General features: G+C 69.1%; 19 protein-coding genes. 14 read left to right on the top strand and 5 right to left on the bottom strand.

Features of this window, described 5'->3' with window-relative positions:
- Nucleotides 1-77: 77 nt before the first annotated feature.
- A complete protein-coding gene (locus tag ABD197_RS16360; RefSeq protein WP_344056048.1) occupies nucleotides 78-2,306 on the top strand; it encodes an alpha/beta hydrolase-fold protein in 2,229 nt (742 codons plus the stop codon).
- Between the two features lie 59 nt (nucleotides 2,307-2,365).
- Here the strand turns inward: ABD197_RS16360 and ABD197_RS16365 are convergent, their stop codons facing one another.
- A complete protein-coding gene (locus tag ABD197_RS16365; protein WP_344056049.1) occupies nucleotides 2,366-3,451 on the bottom strand; it encodes a LacI family DNA-binding transcriptional regulator in 1,086 nt (361 codons plus the stop codon).
- A 215-nt stretch (nucleotides 3,452-3,666) separates the two neighbouring features.
- On the opposite strand from ABD197_RS16365, the gene ABD197_RS16370 reads away from it, so the two are divergent.
- The 10 genes from ABD197_RS16370 (at nucleotide 3,667) to ABD197_RS16415 (ending at nucleotide 15,392) form a co-directional block, all read left to right on the top strand.
- Nucleotides 3,667-4,659, top strand: a complete 993-nt coding sequence (locus tag ABD197_RS16370) for a sugar phosphate isomerase/epimerase family protein (protein WP_344056050.1) — start codon at nucleotides 3,667-3,669, stop codon at nucleotides 4,657-4,659.
- On the top strand, nucleotides 4,656-6,440 hold the full coding sequence (locus ABD197_RS16375) for a dihydroxyacetone kinase family protein (RefSeq protein WP_344056051.1): 1,785 nt from the start codon (nucleotides 4,656-4,658) through the stop codon (nucleotides 6,438-6,440). Before ABD197_RS16370 ends, ABD197_RS16375 begins: the two co-directional genes overlap by 4 nt.
- Nucleotide 6,441: 1 nt before the next feature.
- Nucleotides 6,442-6,903, top strand: coding sequence for a ribose-5-phosphate isomerase (locus ABD197_RS16380; protein WP_344056052.1), 462 nt, complete (start codon nucleotides 6,442-6,444; stop codon nucleotides 6,901-6,903).
- Nucleotides 6,903-7,856 carry a 3-hydroxyacyl-CoA dehydrogenase family protein gene (locus tag ABD197_RS16385; protein ID WP_344056053.1) on the top strand — a complete coding sequence of 318 codons (954 nt, stop codon included), beginning with the start codon at nucleotides 6,903-6,905 and terminating at the stop codon, nucleotides 7,854-7,856. Before ABD197_RS16380 ends, ABD197_RS16385 begins: the two co-directional genes overlap by 1 nt.
- Before the next feature lie 266 nt (nucleotides 7,857-8,122).
- Complete coding sequence (locus ABD197_RS16390) at nucleotides 8,123-9,493, top strand: ABC transporter substrate-binding protein (RefSeq protein WP_344056054.1); 1,371 nt, start codon at nucleotides 8,123-8,125, stop codon at nucleotides 9,491-9,493.
- Between the two features lie 71 nt (nucleotides 9,494-9,564).
- The gene (locus ABD197_RS16395; protein WP_344056055.1) at nucleotides 9,565-10,494 is read left to right on the top strand and encodes a carbohydrate ABC transporter permease; all 930 of its coding nucleotides are present in this window, start codon (nucleotides 9,565-9,567) and stop codon (nucleotides 10,492-10,494) included.
- Entirely contained in the window at nucleotides 10,491-11,417 is a 927-nt protein-coding gene (locus ABD197_RS16400; protein ID WP_344056057.1) for a carbohydrate ABC transporter permease, read from the top strand. Before ABD197_RS16395 ends, ABD197_RS16400 begins: the two co-directional genes overlap by 4 nt.
- A 45-nt stretch (nucleotides 11,418-11,462) precedes the next feature.
- Nucleotides 11,463-12,974 (top strand): arabinosylfuranosidase ArfA, encoded by a 1,512-nt coding sequence (arfA, locus tag ABD197_RS16405; RefSeq protein ID WP_344056058.1) that lies wholly within the window; start codon nucleotides 11,463-11,465, stop codon nucleotides 12,972-12,974.
- A gap of 8 nt (nucleotides 12,975-12,982) precedes the next feature.
- Entirely contained in the window at nucleotides 12,983-14,371 is a 1,389-nt protein-coding gene (locus tag ABD197_RS16410) for a glycoside hydrolase family 5 protein (RefSeq protein ID WP_344056059.1), read from the top strand.
- Nucleotides 14,372-14,387: 16 nt separating this feature from the next.
- Nucleotides 14,388-15,392 (top strand): LacI family DNA-binding transcriptional regulator, encoded by a 1,005-nt coding sequence (locus tag ABD197_RS16415; RefSeq protein WP_344056060.1) that lies wholly within the window; start codon nucleotides 14,388-14,390, stop codon nucleotides 15,390-15,392.
- Nucleotides 15,393-15,402: 10 nt separating this feature from the next.
- Here the strand turns inward: ABD197_RS16415 and pgm are convergent, their stop codons facing one another.
- On the bottom strand, nucleotides 15,403-17,046 hold the full coding sequence (gene pgm / locus ABD197_RS16420; RefSeq protein WP_344056061.1) for a phosphoglucomutase (alpha-D-glucose-1,6-bisphosphate-dependent): 1,644 nt from the start codon (nucleotides 17,044-17,046) through the stop codon (nucleotides 15,403-15,405).
- Nucleotides 17,047-17,094: 48 nt separating this feature from the next.
- Nucleotides 17,095-18,003 carry a LysR family transcriptional regulator gene (locus ABD197_RS16425; RefSeq protein WP_344056062.1) on the bottom strand — a complete coding sequence of 303 codons (909 nt, stop codon included), beginning with the start codon at nucleotides 18,001-18,003 and terminating at the stop codon, nucleotides 17,095-17,097.
- Between the two features lie 72 nt (nucleotides 18,004-18,075).
- Here ABD197_RS16425 and ABD197_RS16430 point away from each other — a divergent pair, with 72 nt between their 5' ends.
- The 3 genes from ABD197_RS16430 to ABD197_RS16440 all read left to right on the top strand — a co-directional run bounded on the left by ABD197_RS16430 (nucleotide 18,076) and on the right by ABD197_RS16440 (nucleotide 20,557).
- On the top strand, nucleotides 18,076-19,047 hold the full coding sequence (locus ABD197_RS16430; RefSeq protein WP_344056063.1) for an EamA family transporter: 972 nt from the start codon (nucleotides 18,076-18,078) through the stop codon (nucleotides 19,045-19,047).
- Nucleotides 19,048-19,145: 98 nt separating this feature from the next.
- A complete protein-coding gene (pheA, locus tag ABD197_RS16435; RefSeq protein WP_344056064.1) occupies nucleotides 19,146-20,105 on the top strand; it encodes a prephenate dehydratase in 960 nt (319 codons plus the stop codon).
- A 2-nt stretch (nucleotides 20,106-20,107) separates the two neighbouring features.
- A complete protein-coding gene (locus ABD197_RS16440; RefSeq protein ID WP_344056065.1) occupies nucleotides 20,108-20,557 on the top strand; it encodes a TIGR03618 family F420-dependent PPOX class oxidoreductase in 450 nt (149 codons plus the stop codon).
- A 17-nt stretch (nucleotides 20,558-20,574) separates the two neighbouring features.
- Here the strand turns inward: ABD197_RS16440 and ABD197_RS16445 are convergent, their stop codons facing one another.
- On the bottom strand, nucleotides 20,575-21,627 hold the full coding sequence (locus ABD197_RS16445) for an LLM class flavin-dependent oxidoreductase (RefSeq protein WP_344056066.1): 1,053 nt from the start codon (nucleotides 21,625-21,627) through the stop codon (nucleotides 20,575-20,577).
- A 179-nt stretch (nucleotides 21,628-21,806) separates the two neighbouring features.
- Nucleotides 21,807-23,186, bottom strand: a complete 1,380-nt coding sequence (locus ABD197_RS16450) for a cryptochrome/photolyase family protein (protein WP_344056067.1) — start codon at nucleotides 23,184-23,186, stop codon at nucleotides 21,807-21,809.
- Nucleotides 23,187-23,263 lie beyond the last annotated feature (77 nt).

A 23,263-nucleotide genomic window follows, 5' to 3' on the forward strand; every position in this document is an offset into this window, starting at 1 on the left:
TCTGGATCACGCGCCGCTCGACCGGGCGACGCGACGGTTGACGCGCACGCAGCCGTGCGCGAGAGAGAGGATCGACGATGACGATGATTCGACAAGAGACGAGCGCTGTGCGCAGCGCACGATGGAGGTGGACGGCGCTTGCGACCGCGGTGGCCGTGGGGACGGGTTCCCTGCTCGCGGTCCAGCCGGCGGCGGCGGAAGAAGACCCCTGGGTCGCGGAAGTCGTCCAGGACAACGGGGTCGAGGACGTTTACCGGTTCACGGTTCCCAACTCGGCGATCCAGCCGGCCACCGGCATCACGGGGTCGGTCGTCGCGGTCGAGGGGAACTTCGCACCGGGCAAGACCTGGACGACCCTCAACATGGGCTCGAGCGGCGGCAACTGGTCATCCACGATCGGACCCCTCGAGCCGGGTCTCTACTACTACCAGTACTCGGCGCGCCCCTCGTGGAATCAGGACGCGATCGGGTTCCGCAATCCCGGCAGCCCCCAGGAGGTGACCTCGCACCCGACGTGGAACACGCTGTTCGTCGACGGCCCGGGAGCCGAGTGGCTTGCGGACGTCCCCGGTGGTGGGCAACTCCAGGATCTCACGTACCGGAGCACCGTCACCAAAGCGGAGCGGTCGGCCTTGGTGTGGACACCGCCGGGTTTCGACGTCGATCGCGCCGAGCCGTACCCCGTCCTCTACCTGCTCCAAGACGAGGGGCAGAGCTATCGCGAGTGGGTCGAACTCGGACGGCTGCAGCAGATCCTCGACAATCTGGCACTCTCCGGCGACGCCGAGCCCATGGTCGTCGTGATGGCCGATGGCGAGTCCGACAACATCACGCGCGAGGTGATCAACAACGTCCTCCCGGCCACCGAGAAGAAGTTCAACGTCTCGCGCAAGGGCGAGGATCGCGCGATCGCCGGCATCGGACGCGGAGCCGCCCAGGCTCTCGGTCTCATGATCGAGAAGGAGCGCGAGTTCGCGAACGTCGGATCGTTCTCGGGCTACCTCGACCCGAACACCCGCAAGATCCAGTCCAAGCAGATCAACCGGGTGACCGACGTCGTGCGACTGTACACCGGAAACGTCACCGACCCGCGCTACAACGCTACGGTCGAGCTCGCCGACACGTTCACCAGCGCGGGCGTCGAGTTCCAGTCCGACGGATCCGACCCGGATACGGGCGGCACGTGGGACACCTGGCAGAAGAATCTCCACGATTTCGCGCAGCGCGTGTTCCGTGATTCGGGCGACAGTGGACCGAGCGAAGGGCACCTTCCGCTCACGCCGCACTCGCTCCCGGCCGCCGGCACGACGCCCACCCCGTGGATCGACGAGAACGGCGTCGTCACGTTCGAGACCGGCACGGAGTTCGCGAATGCGAACAACGTGACGGTGTGGGGCAACTTCGGACCCGCCGGCAGCTGGCCGCGCACGCCGATGGTCAAGCAGGACGACGGGCGCTGGCGCCTGACGATGCCGGTCGAGGCCGGGTCGTACTACTACAAGTTCGTCGTAGAGGGTTCGGACCGCAAGGACACCGCCAACCCGACGACGGTTCTGTCGGAGCCGAACTGGAGCACGTTCCAGGTGCCCGGTGACGAGACGCTCCGCGGTGAGTACACCACACCGGTCGCGCCGGAAGCGCGCGGTGAGGTCACGGTCATGAGCTACACGAGCGTCGCCACCGGCAACCCGACGCGGTCCGCGTACGTCTGGACGCCTCCGGGGTACGACCCCGAGCGCGCCGAGGCCTACCCGGTCTTCTACCTGCAGCACGGCGGCGGCCAGACCTGGACGGACTGGATCGAGGTCGGCTTCGCCGCGCAGATCCTGGACAACCATCTCGCGAAGGGCGACATGGTCCCGATGGTCGTCGTCATGGCCAACGGCAACGGGGTGAACTTCCAGAACGAACTGTTCCAGCAGATCATCCCCGCGACCGAAGCGGCGTACAACACCAGCGCCGACCCGCAGAACCGGGCGATCGCCGGCCTGTCGATGGGTTCCGGCCTGGCGTTGAACACGCTCTACCAGTACCCGGGCGAGTTCGCGTACGTCGGCGCCATGTCGGCGTTCAGCAACCCGCCGGCGAGCGCGGACGTGCAGGCGATCAACGACGGGACGACGCTCCTGCGCATCTACACCGGTGACGTGCAGGACTTCACATATCAGAACACGCTGGGCCTCGTGAACGCTCTGAACGCCCGGGGCATCGATCACGAGTTCGCCCCCGTGATCCCCGGCCCGCACAGTTGGGATGTCTGGCAGAAGGCGCTGATCGACTTCCTGCCGCGTCTGTTCCAGGGCTGAGGAGGCTGCTGAGACAGACCGTGTGACACCGTCGCCGCTTCGGCGGCGGTGTCACACCGTCATGCTGTCGCGGGCACCGCGGCGCTCTCGTCGATGCCGTCCGTGTCGGTGACGTCCGCGACGTACGGGAAGCCGGTGGACTCGCGCCCTACTATGCGGAAGTCGGGCTTGATCCGGCGCGGCGGCATCCGCTCGCCCTTCTCCCCGATCCGCTCGACGAGCATCTCGACCGCGATCTCCGCGATCTCTTCGCGCCCGGGGTCGACGCTCGACAGCGAGGGAATGGAGTACTTCGTGCCGTCGATGTTGTCGAATCCGATGACGGCGACGTCACCCGGGACGCGGACGCCCGCCTCGCCGAGGGCCCGGAGGGCACCGATCGCGAGTGAGTCGTTCAGTGCGAACAAGCCGTCGAAGGGAATGCCGGACGCGATCAGGCTGCGCGTCGCCGCGGCGCCGGTGTCGTGATGCCACAGCCCCGCCGGGCGCACGAGCGCCGGATCGGCCGGAATCCCCGCGGCCTGAAGGGCCTGGTGGTAGCCGCGGACCCGCAGGGTGGCGGACCCGAAGGCGTTCGCCTCTTCGTCGTCGTCCGCGCCGATCACGGCGATCCGCCGTCGGCCGAGGCTCAGGAGATGCTCGACGGCCGCTTTCGCCGACGACACGTTGTGCATCGTCACGTGATCGGTCGGGCCGCCGAATATGCTCTCGCCGAGGATCACGAGCGGGAACGGGACGTTCAGCAGCGCGGCGTCCGATTCATCGATCGTGACCGGGCTGAACACGATGCCGTCCGTGAGGCGCAGTCGACGGCCAGCGACGACATCCAGCTCGTGCTGCCGAACCTGATTGGTCTGATCGACCACGACGCCGAGGCCCCTCTTCTCCGCGGCGCGGATGATCGAGTCGGCGAGCTCGGCGAAGTACGCCTCCCGGACGGAAGGGATCGCCAGTCCGATCACGCCGGTCTTGCCCGAGCGCAGTCCGCGCGCGGAGAGGTTCGGCTGATAGCCGAGCTCCTTGATCGCTGTCAGGACGCGGTCGCGCGTCGCAGAGCGGACGTGGGGATAGTCATTGATGACGTTCGAGACCGTCTTGATCGACACGCCCGCGACGCGGGCGACATCGTGCATCGTCGCATTCATCCCGCCCCTCCGCCCGTGTGCTGTGCCGATGAATGTGCCGCAAGCATATCCTCGCGGGCGACCGCGGTCGGGCAGGCCCGGGCGCCGGGTGGCGCGAATCGCACCCGACGAGCGCGTCGATCCCGCCGACTCGCGCATCGGAACACGCGACCCGATATTTACAACGTTGTGTTTTCGTGTATCGTGCTCGATACGTCACCCAGGAGGATGCCCCGATGGCGCTCACCGCTGAGACCTGGCCGATCGCGGCTTCGCTTCTTCCGTTCACCGCGGAACGCCTCGCGGATGGCGAACCCGATGCGCAGGCGCTCCGGCGCTGGCAGCGCGTATTCGACGCCGTCGTCGATGCGGGCTTCGACGCGGTCGACCTCACCGACACCTGGACCGCATTCGGCGATCTGACACCGGTCCAGACGGACGCGATGCGGGAGTCCCTCGCGCAGAGCGGCCTCACGCCGGCATCCCTCTCCGTCATCCGCCGCAGCGTCACGGACGAATTGGACGGCGAGGAGAACCTCGCCTACAGCCACCGCTGCATCGATCTCGCCGCGGACTGGGGGGTCGGAGTGGTGTCGGTGGGCCTGCACCGGCCGCTTACCGCGGAGCAGCGGCAGCAGCTGTGGTTCTGGACTGTCGCGGGGCATCGGGACCCGTACGACGACCCGGCGACGTGGGAGCTCGCGGTCCGGCGGTTCCGAGAACTCGGGCGTCACGCGGCGGACGTCGGGGTGCTGCTCTCGCTGGAGATGTACGAGCACACGTACCTCGGCACTGCCGACTCCGCGGTCCGGCTCGTCGAGGACATCGGAATGGACGTGGTCGGTCTCAACCCGGACTTCGGCAACCTCATCCGCCTGCACGAGCCGATCGAGGACTGGCGAGAGATCGCCCGGCAGACGCTGCCGTACGCCAACTACTGGCACGTCAAGAACTACACGCGCGACGAGGATGCCGTCACGGGGGCCGTCACGAGCAGCCCGACGTACCTCGAGAGCGGGCTGATCGACTACCGCTCCGCGCTGCAGTGTGCGATCGAGGCCGGCTTCCAGGGTGTCATCTGCACGGAGCACTACGGCGGAGACGGTCTCAGCATGAGCGCCGCCAATCGTGACTACCTGCGCGACCGGATCCTTCCCCGGCGCGCATACGACCCGCCTCCGAGCCGCGTGCGGCAGCAGTTCCCGCAGAGCGCAGGAGCGGCGCGATGACCCGAATCTTCGCCGACCCGGAGGCGTTCGTCGACGACGCGCTCGAGGGCTTCGCGCGCGTGCACGGTGATCTCGTCCACCGCGTCGACGGCGGGATCGTGCGCGCCCGTCCGCTCGCGGCCGGGCGCGTGGCGGTCGTGATCGGCGGCGGATCGGGGCACTATCCGGCGTTCGCGGGCCTCGTCGGCGCCGGAGTGGCGGCGGGAGCGGTCTGCGGCAACATCTTCTCCTCTCCCTCGGCCCGCCAGGTGGCCAGCGTCGCGCGTGCCGCCGACGCCGGGGGCGGCATCCTGCTCAGCTACGGCAACTACGCGGGCGACGTGATCCACTTCGGGGCGGCCGAGCGCGAACTCCGCGCATCGGGAATCGACGTGCGCACCGTCCTCGTGACCGACGACATCGCGAGCGCTCCCGTGGACGTGCGCAACACGCGTCGGGGGATCGCCGGCGACCTGTGTGTCTTCCGCATCGCGGGAGCCGCCGCCGAAGAGGGCGCCGACATCGATGAGGTCGAGCGTCTCGCCCGCCGGGCGAACGACCGCACGCGGACCCTCGGCGTCGCTTTCGGCGGGTGCGCGCTCCCGGGTGCCGCGGGACCGCTGTTCACGGTGCCCGTCGGAATGATGTCGGTCGGGCTCGGCATCCACGGTGAACCCGGCGTGCGCGACGTGCCGATGCAGCGTGCGCCCGAACTCGCCCTGACGCTCCTCGATCCTCTCCTGGCGGAGCGACCCGAGGGTGCGGGCTCGCGCGCCGTGCTGATCGTCAACGGGCTCGGCACCGTCAAGTATGAAGAGCTCTTCGTGCTGTATCGGCACCTGACCGACATCCTCGTCGCGGAAGGTGTGGAGGTCGTCAGTCCCCTCTGCGGAGAACTCGTGACGAGCCTCGACATGGCGGGGGTCTCGGTGACGGTGCTCTGGGTGGACGACGAGCTCGAACGGCTGTGGAACGCTCCGGCTTCCACACCCGCCTTTGCGCGAGGAAGTATGGGCGTGCAGTCACGTGTGCAATCTCCTGTCTCGTCGCCGGGTCCGGATGCCGCCGATGCCGAGCCGTCGGTGTCGGCGGACGGAGCGGGCGGAACGCCCGCCGATCCCGTTCGCCCGGACGCGTCGCCCGCGTCGCAATCGGCCGCGGCGCTGTGCGCCGAGCTGTTCGACGGGGCGCGCGCCGTGATCGCCGAGAACGCCGCCGCACTCGGTGACCTCGACGCGATCGCGGGCGACGGCGACCACGGGGTCGGGATGCTGCGGGGGATCGACGCGGCGACGGCCGCTGCGATCGGCAGTGACGGGAAACTCGGTGTCGGCGAACAGCTGCGGCGCGCCGGGGCGGCGTGGGCCGACCGCGCGGGCGGCACGTCGGGCGCACTGTGGGGAGCCGCTCTCGAAGCCATGGCCGACGCGCTCGCACACACCGACCCGGACGCCGCCGCGGTTGCGGACGCGATCCACGCCGGGCGGACGAGGATCGAGCAGCTGGGCGGTGCCCAGCTCGGCGACAAGACGCTTGTGGACGCCCTCATCCCCTTCGACGACGAGTTCCGCCGGAAGGTCGTGCTCGGTGCGACCGTCGCAGACGCGATGCGGGATGCCGCAGCCGCCGCCGCGGCGGCCGCCGAGGCCACCGCGACGCTCACGCCACGCAAGGGGCGTGCACGACCGCTCGCCGAACGCAGCATCGGGCATCCCGATCCGGGAGCCGTGTCGTTCGCCATGATCGTCGGCGCGCTCGTGCCGCGGGACGGCGCGCGTGTGCCGCAGGAGGAGGAGTCCTGACATGGGATGGAAGATCGCGATCGGCGCTGATGACGCCGGCTTCGCCTACAAGCAGGTGCTCGGCGAGCATCTGCGTGCGCATCCCCGAGTCGATGCCGTGGTCGACGTCGGCGTGACGGCCCACGACACGACGCCGTACCCGCGGGTCGCGGGCGACGCCGCTCGCCTGATCGCCGCAGGGACCGTCGATCGCGCCCTCCTGGTCTGCGGCACCGGACTCGGGGTGGCGATCGCGGCGAACAAGGTCCGCGGCATCCGCGCGGTGACCGCCCACGACAGCTATTCGGTCGAACGGGCGGTGCTGAGCAACGATGCGCAGGTTCTCGCCCTGGGAGCGCGGGTGATCGGGCTCGAACTGGCGAAGAAGCTCGTCGACGAGTGGCTCACCCATACGTTCGACCCGGCATCGGCGTCGGCGGCGAAAGTGGCGCTCATCGGTCAGATCGAAGCAGAGGAGAAGTGATGATCGGTCGGATCGCCGTCGTCGGTTCGGGATACATGGGGGGCGGCATCGCGCAGGTGCTCGCCCTGGCGGGGCACGACGTGAGGCTCGCCGACGTCAGCGCCGAACACGCGGCGCGCAGCAGGGAGCGGATCGTCACCGAGGCGGCCGACTACGCGCAGCGCGGCCTGTTCCCCGAGGACGCCGCGGAGCGCGTCGCCGCACGCGTCGCAGCCGCGGCATCGATCGAGGACGCGGTGGAGGATGCGGATTTCATCGAGGAGGCCGTTCCCGAGATCCTCACGCTCAAACACGAGACCCTCGCACGGGTGAGCGCGGCTGCACGGGCCGATGCCCTCATCGGCAGCAACACCTCCACGATCTCGATCGGCACGCTCGCTGAAGGGGTAGAGAGGCCCGAACGGTTCCTCGGTGTGCACTTCAGCAACCCGGCCCCGTTCATCCCGGGTGTCGAGGTCATTCCGCACGCGGCGACGCGCGCCGACGCCGCGGCCGAGGTGATCGCCCTGCTGGCGGCGGCCGGCAAGCTCGGCGTCGAGGTCGCCGACGTCACCGGATTCGTCCTCAATCGCCTGCAGTACGCGCTCTTCAGCGAAGCGTCGAGACTCGTCGAGGAGGGGGTCGCGATGGCGGAGGCGGTCGACACGATCACCCGGACGACGTTCGGCTACCGATTGCCGTTCTTCGGCCCGTTCGCGATCGCCGACATGGCGGGGCTCGACGTGTACGCGTTCTGCTACCGATCGCTCTCCGAGGGGTACCCCGACCGCTTCGCCGCCCCGGATGCCCTCACCGAACGCGTCGCGGACGGTGCTCTCGGGGTCAAGAGCGGGCGCGGATTCCTCGCGACCCCACCCGAGCAGCTGCCGGAGCTGGTCGCCCACCGGGACGCCGCCTACGCGGCGATGCGCCGGCTCCTCGATGAGCTCGGAGATGCCCCCGTCACGTACTGACCGTCCCCGACGACGTCGCCCCCGCCTCTCGACGGGGGCGACGTCGTGCGTGATGTCGGCGTTTCGACAGGAAGTTTTCGGAAGGGTCTTGACACCCGCGCGAGCATCGGGAATAGTCAGTTTGCAACGTTGAAAGTACAACGTTGCAAACGCGATCGCACAGAAAACCTCGCCCCCTCGGCGGACCCGTAACGCCCTGTCCCAGGGCGGTCTGTCACGATCGCGGGCGCTCTGACAAAGATGTCCAGCATCCGAAAGGAAACACAGTGAAGACGAAAGCGGTCATCGCTGGAGCAGCAACACTGGTGCTCGCCGGCGCCCTCGTGTCCTGTTCCGCAGGTGGAGACGACAGTGGCGACGGCGGTGGTGGCGGAGGAAGCGACGCCAGCAACTGCACCAACACGATCACGAAGACCGACCTGCCCGTGGTCACCATGTGGGCGTGGTACCCGAACATGGAGACGGTCGTCGACAACTTCAACGAGGCGAGCGACGACGTCCAGGTCTGCTGGACGAACGCCGGCGCCGGTGGGGACGCGTACGACAAGTTCCAGACCGCCATCTCGGCCGGGAGCGGCGCCCCCGACGTCATGATGGTCGAAGCCGACCGCATCCCGACCTTCCAGGTCCAGGACGCGCTCGTCGACCTGAGCGACCTCGGCTATGAAGACGTCAAGGACAACTTCAGCGAAGGCGCCTGGAAGGACGTCTCGGTCGGCGACGGCATCTACGGCGCTCCGGTCGACGGCGGCCCGATGGGCATGATCTACCGCACCGACATCTTCGAGCAGTACGGCCTCACGGCTCCCACGACGTGGCAAGAGCTCGAGAGCACCGCTCAGGCGCTCAAGGATGCCGGCGGCCCGGTCTTCGCGAGCTTCGCGGCGAACCAGCCCGCGACGACCACGGCGTACTTCTACGGCAACGGCGCCGAGCCGTTCACGTACGACCCGGCGAACGAGGGCGAGATCGGGATCAACCTGAACAGCCCCGAGATCAAGGAAGTCCTGGACTACTGGGACGGCCTCGTGGACAAGGGCCTGGTCGGCACCGAGGACCAGTTCACCCCCGAGTACATCGCGGGCGTGATCGGCGGCGACTACGCCACCTACCTCTCGGCCGCGTGGGCCCCGGGCTACCTCCAGGGCGCGGGCGTCGGCGAAGGTGCGGACGCCGGTGTGTGGGGCGTGGCTCCCATGCCGCAGTGGGATCCGGCGAACCCGATCTCGATCAACTGGGGCGGCTCGGCCTTCGTGGTGAGCAGCCAGGCGTCGAACCCGGAACTCGCCGCCAAGGTCGCGTTCGGCGTCTACGCCGACCAGGCCTCGCTGGATGAGGGATGGCAGCAGCAGATCATCTTCCCACTGAACGCCAACGTGCTCTCCTCGGCCGAGTTCCAGGATTACGAGGTCCCGTTCTTCAGCGGCCAGCAGGCCAACAAGGAGGTGTACGTGCCGGCGGCCGACGCCTACACCGGCATGACGTACACGCCCCTCGGGCAGTACTACTACACCGCGCTGACGAACCAGATCGCCGCCATCATCGATGGCTCGGCGACCGGCTCCGAAGCGGCGGACGCCCTTCAGGCGGACGTGGTGGCCTACGCCGAGGAACAGGGGTTCACTGTCGTCGAGTGACCTGAGCCGGGGGTCGGTCCGTCTCACGCGGGCCGACCCCCGGTCATTCCCTCCCCAGACCCGGAGAAACCATGACCACCACGCTCGAAAACGTCGACATCCCGACGAAGCGCCGCAGGTCCGTATCGGCTCGTCAGAACCTGATGGGCTGGCTCTTCGTCGGACCGTTCGGCATCGTCTTCATCGCACTCCTCATCGTCCCGATCTTCTACGCGCTCTATCTGAGCCTCTTCCAGAAGTCGATGATCGGCGGCACGCGGTTCGTGCTGTTCGGTAACTACGCGAAGGCCTTCACCGACCCGTCGTTCCTGGACGGCGTCTGGTTCGTGATCAGGTTCTCGCTGGTGCTGATCCCACTGCAGATGGCGGTCTCGCTCGCGATCGCGCTCATCCTCGACATCGTGATCACGCGGTACGCCCGCTTCTCGCGGCTCATGATCTTCATGCCGTACGCGATCCCGACCGTGATCGGCGCCCTCATGTGGGGCTTCCTCTACAGCGACAACTTCGGTCCGCTGGCGGAGATCTTCGAGGCCTTCGGTCAGCAGGCCCCCGACTTCCTCAGCTCGAGCCTCATCTTCTACGGACTGCTCAACATCGTCACGTGGCAATGGGCCGGCTACTACATGATCATCATCTACGCGGCCCTGCAGGGGATCGACCCGACCCTGTACGAAGCCGCACGCATCGACGGTGCCTCGCAGTGGCAGATCGTCCTGCGGATCAAGATCCCGCTCCTCACGCCCGCGCTTCTGCTGATCCTCGTCTTCGCGCTCATCGGCACCCTGCAGTTCTTCAACGAGCCGCAGATCCTCCAGCAGCTCGCCGCAGGTGCGATCCCGAACGACTTCACCCCCAACATGTACGCGTACCAGCAGGCGTTCTCGCTCGCGAACTACAACTACGGCGCGACGATCTCGTTCGCCCTGGGTGCCGTGGTGTTCGTGTGCGTCTACATCTTCCTGTTCGCGACCCGCAAGCGAGGGAGCTTCACCTCATGAGTGTCACACCCGTCGAGAGCAAGAGCGAACGCCGCACCTCTCGGAACACCATCGAGCGCCGCACGATCCCACGCGCGCCCGGCCGCGTGCCCCTGAACATCGTGCTCGGACTGCTGATGGTGTACTTCCTCGTCCCGTTCTGGTGGCTCATCGTCAACAGCTCGAAGAGTTCGGCGGGCCTGTTCGGCGGAGGCAGCTCGCTCTGGTTCGCGGACGACATCGACTACGTCCAGAACTTCATCGATCTGTTCACCTACGGCGGCGGCATCTACGCGCGCTGGCTGGCCAACTCGGCGCTCTATGCGATCGTCGGCGGCATCGGCGCGACGGCGCTCGCCGTGCTGGCCGGCTACGGACTGGCCAAGTACACGTTCGCCGGCCGGCGGTTCTCGTTCGCGATTCTCCTCGGCGCCGTCATGGTGCCGACCACGGCGCTCGTGATCCCGACGTTCGTGCTGTTCGCGCAGGTGGGCTGGACGAACACGATCTGGGCCGTCATCTTCCCGACGCTCCTGAACCCTTTCGGGGTGTACCTCATGAACGTCTATGCGCGTGATGCCGTCCCCGACGAGCTCCTCGATGCCGCGCGCGTCGACGGAGCGGGCGAGTTCAGGACGTTCTTCACGGTGGCCCTGCCGCTCCTGCGCCCCGCGATCGTGACGGTGCTGCTCCTGTCTGTCGTCGCCTCATGGAACAACTACTTCCTGCCGCTCGTGATGCTCTCCGACAACCGGCTCTTCCCGGTGACGGTGGGGATCGGCCTCTGGCAGTCGACCGCGTCGACCTACGGGGCGGCGGGTGGGCAGAGCCTGTGGAGCATCATCGTGCTCGGCTCGCTGGTCTCGGTGATCCCGCTGATCATCGCGTTCCTCACGCTTCAGCGCTACTGGCGAGGGGGGCTGGCCATCGGAAGCCTCAAATAGTCACCGCCGACCCTCCACACAAGAGATCGATCCAAGAAGAGGACCATGACCCCCGCACGTCTCGTCATCGACCCGCATTTCGCGGTCGGGCCCATCAATCGCCGGCTGTTCGGCTCCTTCGTCGAGCATCTGGGCCGTTGTGTCTACGACGGCATCTATGAGCCCGGACATCCCAGCGCCGACGAGCACGGCTATCGGACGGATGTGATCGATCTCGTTCGCGAACTCGGCGTGTCCACCATCCGCTATCCGGGCGGCAACTTCGTGTCGGGCTACCGCTGGGAGGACGGCGTCGGTCCCGTCGACGAACGTCCCCGTCGACTGGATCTCGCCTGGCATTCCACCGAGACGAACGAGGTCGGGCTGGACGAGTTCGCCGTCTGGCTGGGCAAGGTGGGCAGCGAGATGATGTACGCCGTCAATCTCGGCACCCGAGGCGTGCAGGAGGCTCTCGACGTCCTCGAGTACGCGAACATCCGCTCCGGCACGGCGCTGTCCGACCAGCGCGTCGCCAATGGCACCCCGGAGCCCCACAACGTCCGAATGTGGTGTCTGGGCAACGAGATGGATGGTCCGTGGCAGCTCGGGCACGGCACCGCGCTCGGGTATGCCGAGCTCGCATCCAAGACCGCGCGCGCGATGCGCCAGATCGACCCCGATCTGGAACTCGTGGTCTGCGGAAGCTCCGGGGCGCAGATGCCGACGTTCGGCACCTGGGAACGGGTCGTGCTGGAGCAGACCTACGACGACGTCGACTTCATCTCGTGCCACGCGTATTACGAGCCCGTCGACGGAGACTACGGAAGCTTTCTCGCGTCCGCGGTCAACATGGATCGCTTCATCGACTCGGTGGTGGCGACGGCTGACCACGTGAAGGCCGTCCGCGGCAGCGACAAGACCATCAACATCTCGTTCGACGAGTGGAACGTCTGGTACCAGTCGCGATACCACGACGTCGACCGCATCACCGCGGTCGATAAGTGGCCGGTGGCTCCTCGACTCCTGGAGGACACCTACTCCGTCCTGGACGCCGTCGTCTTCGGGAACCTGATGATCTCGCTCATCCGTCACGCCGACCGGGTGACGGCAGCGAGCCTTGCGCAGCTCGTGAACGTGATCGCCCCGATCATGACGGAGCCCGGCGGGCCCGCGTGGCGCCAGACGACGTTCTACCCCTTCGCGGTCACATCCCGTCTTGCGCGCGGGGTCACCCTCGAACTCAAGCTCGACTGCCCGACCTACCAGACGGCACAATACGGCGAGGTACCCCTGGTGGACGCCGTCGCGACGTGCGATGCCGAGAGCGGGGAGACTTCCGTGTTCCTCGTCAACCGCAGCCTCGAGGAGGACATCGACATCGACATCGACGTGCGCCTCCTCGGCGACATCGAGCTGGGCACGGTCCAGTCGCTCTGGGACGAGGACATCCACGCGACCAACACGCTGCACAACCCGCATCGTGTGGGTCTTCGTGCGAACGAGTCGGCGCGTCTGGAGAGCGGTACCGTGCGCGTCACCCTCCCGCGCGCATCCTGGACCGCGCTCACGCTGGCCTAGGGGTGAGCATGACCCACTTGCTGAAGGTGCACGGTACCCGCATCCTGAACGGAGCGGATCCGATCGTGCTGCGCGGCTTCGGCCTCGGCGGCTGGATGAACATGGAGAACTTCATCACCGGGTACGCCGGAACCGAGTCGCAGATGCGTCGGGCGCTGCGCGGCGTCCTCGGCGACGAGGGGTACGCACGCTTCTTCGACCGGTTCCTCGCGGTGTTCTTCACCGATCGCGATGCGGCATTCCTGAAGAGCCTCGGCCTGAACTCCGTGCGGATCCCGTTCAACTACCGCCACTTCGAGAGCGATGATGCACCGTTCGAGATCCGCGAGGAGGGCTTCCGACTTCTGGACGCCGTCGTGGACGTATGCGCGCGGCACGGCATCTACGCGATCCTCGACCTGCACGCGGTCCCCGGCGCGCAGAACCAGCACTGGCACAGCGATAACCCGACGCAGTGGGCGCACTTCTGGTCGCAGCGGCAGTTCCAGGATCGCGTCGTCAATCTCTGGGAACACATCGCCGCGCACTACCGAGGCAACCCGTGGGTGGCCGGATACAACCCGATCAACGAACCGGGTGACGCGGAGGGCTCGACCATCGGGCCCTTCTATCGTCGCCTCGAGGCCGCGATCCGCGCCGTCGATCCGGATCACATCCTGTTTCTGGACGGAAACCGCTATTCGACGCAGTTCGACCAGCTCGGCGACCCGCTCCCCAACTGTGTGTACACGGCTCACGACTACGCCCTGCCAGGGTTCGTCGACGGTGGCCCCTACCCCGGCGTCAGCCGCGGACAGTACGTCGACCGCGACATCGTGGAGCAGACGTTCCTGGCCCGCACCGCGTACATGCGTGAAACGGGGACCCCGATCTGGGTGGGCGAATTCGGCCCGGTCTACACCGGAGACCCCGAACGGGACGGGCAGCGGCTCCGATTGCTCGAGGACCAGCTCGCGATCTTCTCGCGGCACGACGCGAGTTGGGCGCTGTGGACGTACAAGGACATCGGGCTGCAGGGAGTGGTCACGGCGGACCCCGACTCGGAGTACATGACGCGCATCGCGCCGTTCCTGGAGAGGAAGAAGCGATTCGGAGTGGACTCATGGGGAGCGACGGACGAGGGCGTGCGGCACCTTCTCGAGCCCATCGAGGCACTCTTCCGCGAGGAGTTCCCCGACTTCCAGCCTTATCCCTGGGGGGCGCCCCGCTGGATCCACGGTCACGTGCGGCACGTCATGTTCGCCGAGGCGATGGTCGGCGAGTATGCCCGCGCGTTCGAGGGTGTCGGACCCGAGGACGCGGAGCGCATCGCCGATGCGTTCGCGTTCGAGAACTGCCGCGCCAGAGAGCCGCTCGCGCAGATCCTCCGTCGATCCGTCGGCGCTCTCCAGAGATGACCGCTCCAGGGACGGCATGGCTGCGTCGACGCGGGTGACGCTGGCGACGATCGCGGCGGAGACCGGGGTGTCGGTAACCACGATCTCGAAGGTGCTCAACGGCCGGGGAGATGTCGCCGACGCGACACGTACCCGGGTGGAGGCTCACCTTCAGCGGCGGGGCTACTCCCGGCGGGGTTCCGACCGCAGTGATTTCGTCGAAGTCGTGCTGCACGAGCTCGATCCCAACTGGTCGCTCGAGGTGATCGACGGCGTCCGGGAGGTCGCCGCGGAATCCGGGCTGACAGTCTCCCTGTCCGTCAGCGGCGATCGTCATGCGCCTGCCGCGGATTGGGTGACGGACGTGCTGCGTCGCCGACCCGCCGGTGTGGTGCTCGTTTCCGCGGGGCTCCCGGCGGCGGGAAGGCGCAAGCTCGGCGCTCGCGGCATCCCCTTCGTCGTCCTCGACCCTGCCGGCGACCCCGCGCCCGCCGTGGCAGCGGTCGGCTCCGCCAACTGGCAGGGTGGGCTGCTCGCCACGCGTCACCTCATCGAGCTCGGCCACCGGGCGATCGCCGCCATCACCGGGCCGGCAGACATGATGTCGTCATTGGCGCGGGTCGACGGCTACCGGTCGGCGATGAAGGCGGCGAATCTGGACGCTCGTCCGGAGTGGGAACGATACGGGGACTTCCGCGAGTCGGGGGGAGAACGCCACGCCGCCGACCTGCTCGCCCTCGAGGAGTCCCCGACCGCGATCTTCGCAGGCAGCGATCTGCAGGCGCTCGGTGTGCTGCGCGTCGCCGCGCGCGCCGGCATCGCCGTGCCGGGGGATCTCTCGGTGGTCGGGTACGACGACATCCCCCTCGCCCGGCTGATGACTCCAGCGCTCACGACCGTCCATCAGCCATTGCGGCGCATGGCGGAGGAGGCGACGCGGCTGGTCCTGAAGATGAAGTCCGGCGTCGAGGTCGAGGCGGCTCGGATCGACCTTGCGACCTCTCTCGTGGTGCGGGACTCGAGTGCCCCGCCGCGACGGTGACGAGCCCCGCTCAGGCCCCGCCGAGCGCCTCCGCGACGACCGCGCGGGCCTCCTCCTGCACTTCGCGCAAGTGGTCCTCGCCGCGAAGCGACTCGGCGTACAGCTTGTACACGTCCTCCGTGCCCGAGGGGCGCGCCGCGAACCACGCGTGCTCGGTCTGGACCTTGAGGCCCCCGATCGCCGCACCGTTGCCCGGCGCGTGCGAGAGCTTCGCGGTGATCGGCTCGCCGGCGAGCTCGGTCGCGGTCACCGCCTCGGGTGCGAGCTTCGCGAGCGCGGCCTTCTGCGCCGGCGAGGCGGGGGCGTCGACCCGCTGGTACGCGGACGAGCCGAACGTGTCCTCGAGTTCGCTGTAGCGCTGCGACGGGGTCTTGCCCGTCACCGCCAGAATCTCGGCGGCCAGCAGGCACAGCAGGATGCCGTCCTTGTCGGTCGTCCACACGGTTCCGTCGAACCGGAGGAAGGACGCGCCGGCGGACTCCTCGCCACCGAACGCGACCGAGCCGTCGAGCAGGCCCGGGACGAACCACTTGAAGCCGACCGGCACCTCCAGGAGCGTGCGGCCGAGCGACTCCGCCACCCGGTCGATGATCATCGAGCTCACCAGGGTCTTGCCCACGGCGGCATCCGCGGGCCACCCCGGGCGGTGCGCATACAGGTAGTCGATCGCGACGGCGAGGTAGTGGTTCGGGTTCATCAGCCCGGCGTCCGGGGTGACGATGCCGTGGCGGTCGGCATCCGCGTCGTTCCCGGTAAGGATGTCGTAGTCGTGGCGCTTCGCGACGAGGGAGGCCATCGCGCTCGGCGAGGAGGGATCCATGCGGATCTTCTCGTCCCAGTCGAGCGTCATGAACTTCCAGGTCGGATCGACGTCCGGGTTCACCACGGTGAGGTCGAGCCCGTAGTGCTCGGCGATGAGCGCCCAGTACTCCACGGACGCGCCGCCGAGGGGGTCCGCGCCGATGCGGACGCCGGCCTTCTTGATCGCCTCGATGTCGATGATGTTCTCGAGGTCGCGGACGTACGCCTCGCGGAAGTCGTACTCGCCGAGCGCGTCGGCGTCGATGTCCTTGAACGGGGTGCGGCGCACGCCCGCGAGTCCGCCGGCGATGAGCTCGTTCGCGCGGTTCGCGATCCAGCCGGTCGCGTCGGTGTCGGCGGGGCCGCCGTTCGGCGGGTTGTACTTGAATCCGCCGTCGCGCGGCGGGTTGTGGCTCGGGGTCACCACGATGCCGTCCGAGCGGCCCGGGTCATCGAGCGCGCGCCCCCGGTTGTACGCGAGGATCGCGTGGCTGAGAGCGGGCGTCGGCACCCAGGAATCGCGGGTGTCGACGCGGACGTCGACACCGTTCGCAACGAGCACCTCGATCGCGCTGCGCTCGGCCGGCAGCGACAGGCCGTGCGTGTCACGGCCGAGGAACAGCGGGCCGGCGATCCCCTGCGCGGTGCGGTAGTCCACGATCGCCTGGGTGGTGGCGAGGATGTGGTCCTCGTTGAAGCTCGTGCTCAGCGACGATCCGCGATGGCCGCTCGTACCGAACGCCACCCGCTGCTCGGGGATGCCGGCATCCGGCTTGCGGTCGTAGTAGGCGTTGATCAGCTCATCGATGTCGATGAGGTCCGAGGCTTCTGCGGGCTGTCCGGCACGAGTCATGCGCCTAGTCTGCCCCGGTCACGACCGGTGCGCGACCGAGGATGTCGTTCACAGACGCGCGGCTCGGTGGACGACGGCATCCAGTGCCACTTGAAGGGCGGGGGAGTCGGCCTGCGTCCGCCGGTGCACGGCCAGCACGTCGCGGGTCGAGGCCGGGTCGATCGTCGGCACGGCGACGAGGTCGGGCCCGAGGTCACCGCGGCCCAGGCGCGGCACAAGCGCGACCGCGAGACCGGCGCGAGCGAGCTCCAGGTGGTTCTGGAATTCCATCGACTCGTGCACCACGCGCGGCGCGTTCGGCACGCCGTCGAACAGGCGCCGCAGCCACTGCCGGCAGATCGTCGCCTCGAACGTGGCGACGAACGGCTCCGCGGCGAGGTCGGCCGGATGCAGCACGTCGCGATCGGCGAGCGGGTGGTCGCGGTGCATGACGATGTCGGCGACATCGGTGAACAGGGGCGTGGCGACGAGATGGTCGGGCATCGCGAGCGCGACGCCGCCCCAGCGGTGCACGATCCCGAGGTCGCGCTGACCGGAGGCGACGAGCGCGATCGTCTCCCACGGCTCGCTCTCGCGCAGCGGCAGTCGCAGATCCGGATGCCGCTCGGCGAGCTCCGCGAGCACCGGGGTGATCAGCCCGCGGACGACGGTCGAGAACGCGGCGATCCGGATCTCTCCGACCACTCCGCCCTCGGCGGCGGAGAGCTGGAGGTCGGCGCGCAGCCGCTCGACATCGGCGAGGATCGGCGTGGAGGCGACGACGAGGCGCGTGCCGGCCTCGGTGAGCACCACGCCGCGGCCGACGCGCTCGAGGAGAGCCACGCCCGTGTCGCGCTCGAGGCGCTTTACCTGCTGCGACACCGCGGACGGGGTGTACCCGAGGGCCGTCGCGGCGGCCGCGACGCTGCCCTGCGTGGCCACGGCGCGGAGCGAGATGATGGCGTCCAGGTCGATCATGAAGCGATGCTACCGAATCTGGCGGAGATATCATCGCTTGTTCTTCACGGTCTCGCGCGGTGAAGTGGAGCTGTGAACAGACGCGACATGATCCTCGCGGCGAGCGTCGCGAGCCTGTGGGGCTTCAACTTCGTCGTGATCGATTGGGGGATGCGCGGCATCCCGCCCCTGCTCTTCGTCGCGATCCGCTTCCTCGTCGTCGCGGCGGCGGTCGTGTTCGTGCCGCGGCCGGCGACCTCGTGGCGGACGATCGTCGGGGTCGGGCTCTTCATGAGTCTCGGGCAATTCGGTCTGCTGTACACATCGATGGCGCTCGGCCTGCAGCCCGGGCTCGCGGCGCTCCTGCTGCAGGCGCAGGCGGTCTTCACGATCGTGATCGCGGCCGGCGTCCTGAAGGAACGGCCGACCGTGTGGCAGGTGGTCGGCGTCGCCGTGGGCGTGATCGGGCTCGCGGTGGTCGCGGTGGGTCGCGGCGGCAACGCCCCGGCGCTCGCCGTCATGCTCGCCCTCGCCGCCGCCGCCTCGTGGGCGATCGGCAATGTGATCTCGCGGCGGGCGGGGGTCGTGCGCGGCTCGGGACGGTTCGGCGCGCTCTCGCTCACGGTGTGGTCGGCGCTCGTCGTCCCTGTGCCCGCCCTCGCGCTGTCGTTCGCGATCGAGGGTCCCGCGGCGATCGGCACGGGACTCGCCGCCTTCGGCTGGCGGCCCGTGCTGTCGACGCTGTACACCGCCGTCCTGTGCACGATCATCGGCTACGCGATCTTCAACGGACTGCTCGCCCGCAACCGCTCGGCGGCGGTCGTGCCGTGGGTGCTGCTGGCGCCGGTCGTCGCCATGGCCTCGGCGGCACTGCTCCTCAGGCAGATCCCGACGATCGCCGAGGCCGTCGGTGGGCTGCTCCTGGTCGCCGGGGTGCTGGTGACCAGTCTCCGCTCCCGGCGCGTCGCCGCCCAGCCGTCGGGCCCCGATTTGGGCCCGGGTGCCGAGTCCGGCCCTCGACCCGGGACCGGTCTGCCGGCATCCACCGTGCCGAAACACGGCTGAGTGGGACTCGGCGCCGGCACGGGTCGCGGAATTCCGGGAGGCGTTCATCCCACCCGCCCCGCCCGGCAGTACTTCGGTACGTGGATAGGCTGACACCCGTGACCACCGAGCCCGAGACTCCGCCGCGACGCACCTACAGCTACCTGGGCCCGGCGGGCACGTTCACCGAGGCGGCGCTCGCGCAGGTTCCGGAGGCGCGCGGACACACGTGGCGCCCGGTCCGCAACGTCGGGGAAGCGCTCGCCGACGTCGTCGAGGGCCGTTCGGATGCCGCCATGATCGCGATCGAGAACTCGATCGACGGCGGCGTCTCGACCGCCCAGGACGCCCTCGCGACGATGCCCGGCCTGCGGATCGTCGGCGAATACCTCGTCCCCGTCGACTTCGTGCTCGTCGCCCGACCCGGCACGAAGCTCGAGGACGTCTCCCTCGTCGCCGCTCATCCTGTCGCCTACGCGCAATGCCTGCGGTGGCTCACCGAGAACCTGCCCGCCCACGCGCACCTGCCCGCGGCGAGCAATGTGGCCAGCGCGGTCGGCCTTCTCGACGGGACGAGCGATGCGGATGCCGCCATCTCGCCCCCCGGAATCCTCGAGCACCACGAACTCGAGCTGCTCGCCGAGAAGATCGGCGACAACCCCGAGGCGGTCACCCGGTTCGTGCTCGTCGCCCGGACGACCGCTCCGCCGGCCCCGACCGGCGCCGATAAGACCTCGCTGATCGCGGAGCTGCCCGAAGACCACCCCGGCGCGCTGCTGGAGATGCTCGAGCAGTTCGCCACGCGCGGCATCAACCTCTCGCTCCTGGCCTCCCGCCCGATCGGCGACGCCCTCGGCCGGTACCGCTTCGTGATCGACGCCGACGGGCACATCGAGGACGAGCGCATGGCGGACGCCCTTCTCGGCCTGCGCCGTTTCAGCCCGAAGGTGATCTTCCTGGGCTCGTACCCGCGCGCCGACCGCGCGATCGTGCGCTACCCCGAGCGCTACTCCGACGACGTCTTCGTCGAGGCGCGGGACTGGCTGCGGGCCCTGGTCAGCGGCGAACCGGAGGTGTGACGATGCCGATCTCCGACGCTCCCTTCGTCTTCGATCCCGCCGATGAGGTGCACGCCCGCGCGCTCACCCGCCTGGATTCCGAGCAGATCGGGTGGCTCGCCACGACCGGACGCGACGGGTATCCGCACGCTGTTCCGATCTGGTTCCTCTGGCGCGACGGTCGCGCGCTCATCTTCAGCGAGCCGGCCACCGCGAAGGTGCGCAACATCCGCCACGACCCGCGCGTCGCTTTCCACCTGGAGGCGGGCGACGATCACGAGCAGCTGACCGTGCTGCGGGGGACCGCCGAGCTGTCGGCGCAGCCGACGATCGAGTGGCTCGAGTCGGTGGGTGAGGATTACGCGCGCAAGTATCGCGGCGGACTGGCGGGTCTGAATCTCACGCTCCCGCAGATGGCCGCCCGCTACAGCGTGGTGATCGAGATCACGCCTCGGCAGCTCATCTCCTGGTAGCCGGCCGCCGCCGGCCGTCAGGCCGCGAGCAGCTCGAGCGTCTGCCGGCGGGCGAGCGCGGCATCCATCGGCTCGCCGTCGAACGCTCCCGCGACGGGCGAGATCATGACCTCGTCGACCCCGTGCCGCGTGGCGAACTCGGTGAGCCCGGTGCGCACGTCTTCGCCGCTGCCGACGAGCCATCGCCGACGGGCGGCGGCCATGATGCCTTCGGCCTGGACATCGCCCTCGGCCGCGAGGGCGGAACGGGCCTGCTCGACGGTCTCGAGGGCGGTGAGCGGCTTGCCGGTGCGCAGGCGCGCCATCATCCGCAGCTGCGGAAGGGCGCGGGCCTCTGCTTCCTCGGCGGTGGGCGCGGCGACCGCGTTGATCGTGAGGAACGTCGCCGGTTCGGGGTGCTCCTCGGACGGCCGGTAGCCGGTGCGGTACAGATCGAGCGCGCGCTCCAACCCCTCGCCGGAGAAGTGGTTGGCGAAGACGTAGGGCAGACCCAGGGATGCCGCCAGCTGGGCCGAGTAATCGCTCGAGCCCAGCAGCCACACCTCGGGCACGGTCGTCGCCGCGGGGGTGGCGTGCACGTCGTACGTGCCGCCGCTCGTGAAGCGCACGGTCGCGCCGTCGCCGGAGAGGAGCCCGCGGATGTCGCGCACGTGCTCGGGGAAGCGCTCGACATCCGAGGTCGTGCCGGCCATGCGCAGGAGCTGCGTGATCACGGGGTCGCTGCCCGGCGCCCGGCCGATGCCGAGGTCGATGCGTCCCGGCGCGAGCGCCTCGAGTGCGGCGAACTGCTCGGCGACGACGAGCGGTGCGTGGTTGGGGAGCATCACCCCGCCGGATCCGACGCGGATGCGCGTGCTGCGAGCGGCTGCCGCCGCGATCAGCACGGGCGGGGTCGTCGAGGCCACGGCCGGCATGTTGTGGTGCTCGGCGAACCAGTAGCGGCGGTAGCCGAGCTCATCGGCGCGCTGCACCAGATCGAGCGAGGACGCGATCGCCTCCGAACTGGTCTGCGCGGTGCGCACCGGAACGAGGTCGAGGACGGACAGAGCGGGAAGCGCGGGTGAGGACATCTCAGGGCACAACCGGCCGGCGTGGGCGGCTATTCCGGCGGCTCCGCCTGCGCGAGGCAGGTGTCCGGCGCGGTGGGCGAAAGCACGGGGAGAAATCGGCGCTTCGGCTGACGATCGGGGCCCGAACCGCTCGATTCACCCCGCGCTTTCACTGCGGTCGCGCGCAACGCCTGCCGGACTCAGCTCCGCGGGGTGCGGCGCATCTCCTCATAGGCGGCGAGTGCGCGCTTGCGGGTCTCGCCGAGCTCCACGATCGCGTCCTCGGTCGCCTCCCCGCTCGAGTACTCCGGCGCCCACTGCCGGATGTACAGCGCGCGCGGGTCGAACTTCTTGGCCTGCAACTCGGGGTTGAACACGCGGAAGTACGGCGCCGCATCGGCGCCCGAGCCCGCGACCCACTGCCAGTTGAACGGGTTCGAGGCGCCGTCGGCGTCGACGAGCGTGTCCCAGAACCACTCCTCGCCCCGCCGCCAGTCGATCAGCAGGTTCTTGATGAGGAAGGACGCGGTGACCATCCGGATCCGGTTGTGCATGATGCCGGTGTGCCAGAGTTCGCGCATTCCGGCGTCGACGAGGGGGATGCCGGTCTTCCCCTTCTGCCAGGCTTCGAGCTGCGTGGGCTTGAGCCGCGGCCAGGGGAACGCGTCGAACTCGGACCGCAGGTTCTTCGTCGCGAGATCCGGGAAGTGGAACAGCGTGTGCGCGGCGAACTCGCGCCAGCCGATCTCGGAGAGGAACCGCCCCGCGGACGCGGCCTTCGCCCCGGTGCCGCGGGCCTCCGCCGTCTCGTGCCACACCTGGTACGGGCTGATCTCGCCCCACCGCAGGCGCGGCGAGAGCCGGGAGGTCGAGCCGGTGGACGGCTCGTCGCGCGAGTCGTCGTACGAGCCCAGGTCCTCGGCGAGGAAATCGCGCAGCCGCGCCCGCGCCGCCGGCTCGCCCGGCTCCCAGGTCTCACGCAGACCCGCCGCCCAGTCGGGCTTCGTCGGCAGCAGCTCCCAATCGTCGAGGTCGTCGCTCTTCGGTGTCCGGCCGGGCGCCGGCACCTCGCGCGGCTCGGGGAGGGGCGCCCGCGGCGCGGGCATCGCCTGGCACGCCCGCCAGAACGGGGTGAACACGGCGTACGGGGTGCCGGCACCCGTGGTCACGGTCCACGGCTCGAACAGCAGGGAGCCCGCGAAGGATTCCACCGTGAGCCCGTCCGCGCGCAGGCCGTCCTTCAGGTCGGCGTCGATCGCCCGCTCGGCGCCGCCGTAGCGCCGGTTCCAGAACACCGCTCCCGCACCGGACTCCTTCGCGACGTCGCGGATGACCCGCCCCGCGGGGCCGCGGCGCAGCACGAGCGCGCCGCCCCGCTCGGCGAGGCGCTCGCCGAGAGACGCGAGCGAGCCGTGCAGCCACCACTTCGCGGCGCCGCCGAGGGGCCGGATGCCGTCGGACTCCTCGTCGAAGACGTACAGCGCGATGATCGGCTCGTCCCGATCGATCGCGGCGCGGAGGGCCGGGTTGTCGGCCAGACGCAGGTCGTCGCGGAACCAGACGATCGAGGGCGCAGTCATCCTCGGATCGTAACCGCGCCACGGCGCCCCCCGGCCCGTTCGCGCCGGGCTTGACACGGCCACGGGATACGCTGACC

Source organism: Microbacterium lacus, assembly GCF_039531105.1.
Classification (GTDB): Bacteria; Actinomycetota; Actinomycetes; order Actinomycetales; family Microbacteriaceae; genus Microbacterium; species Microbacterium lacus.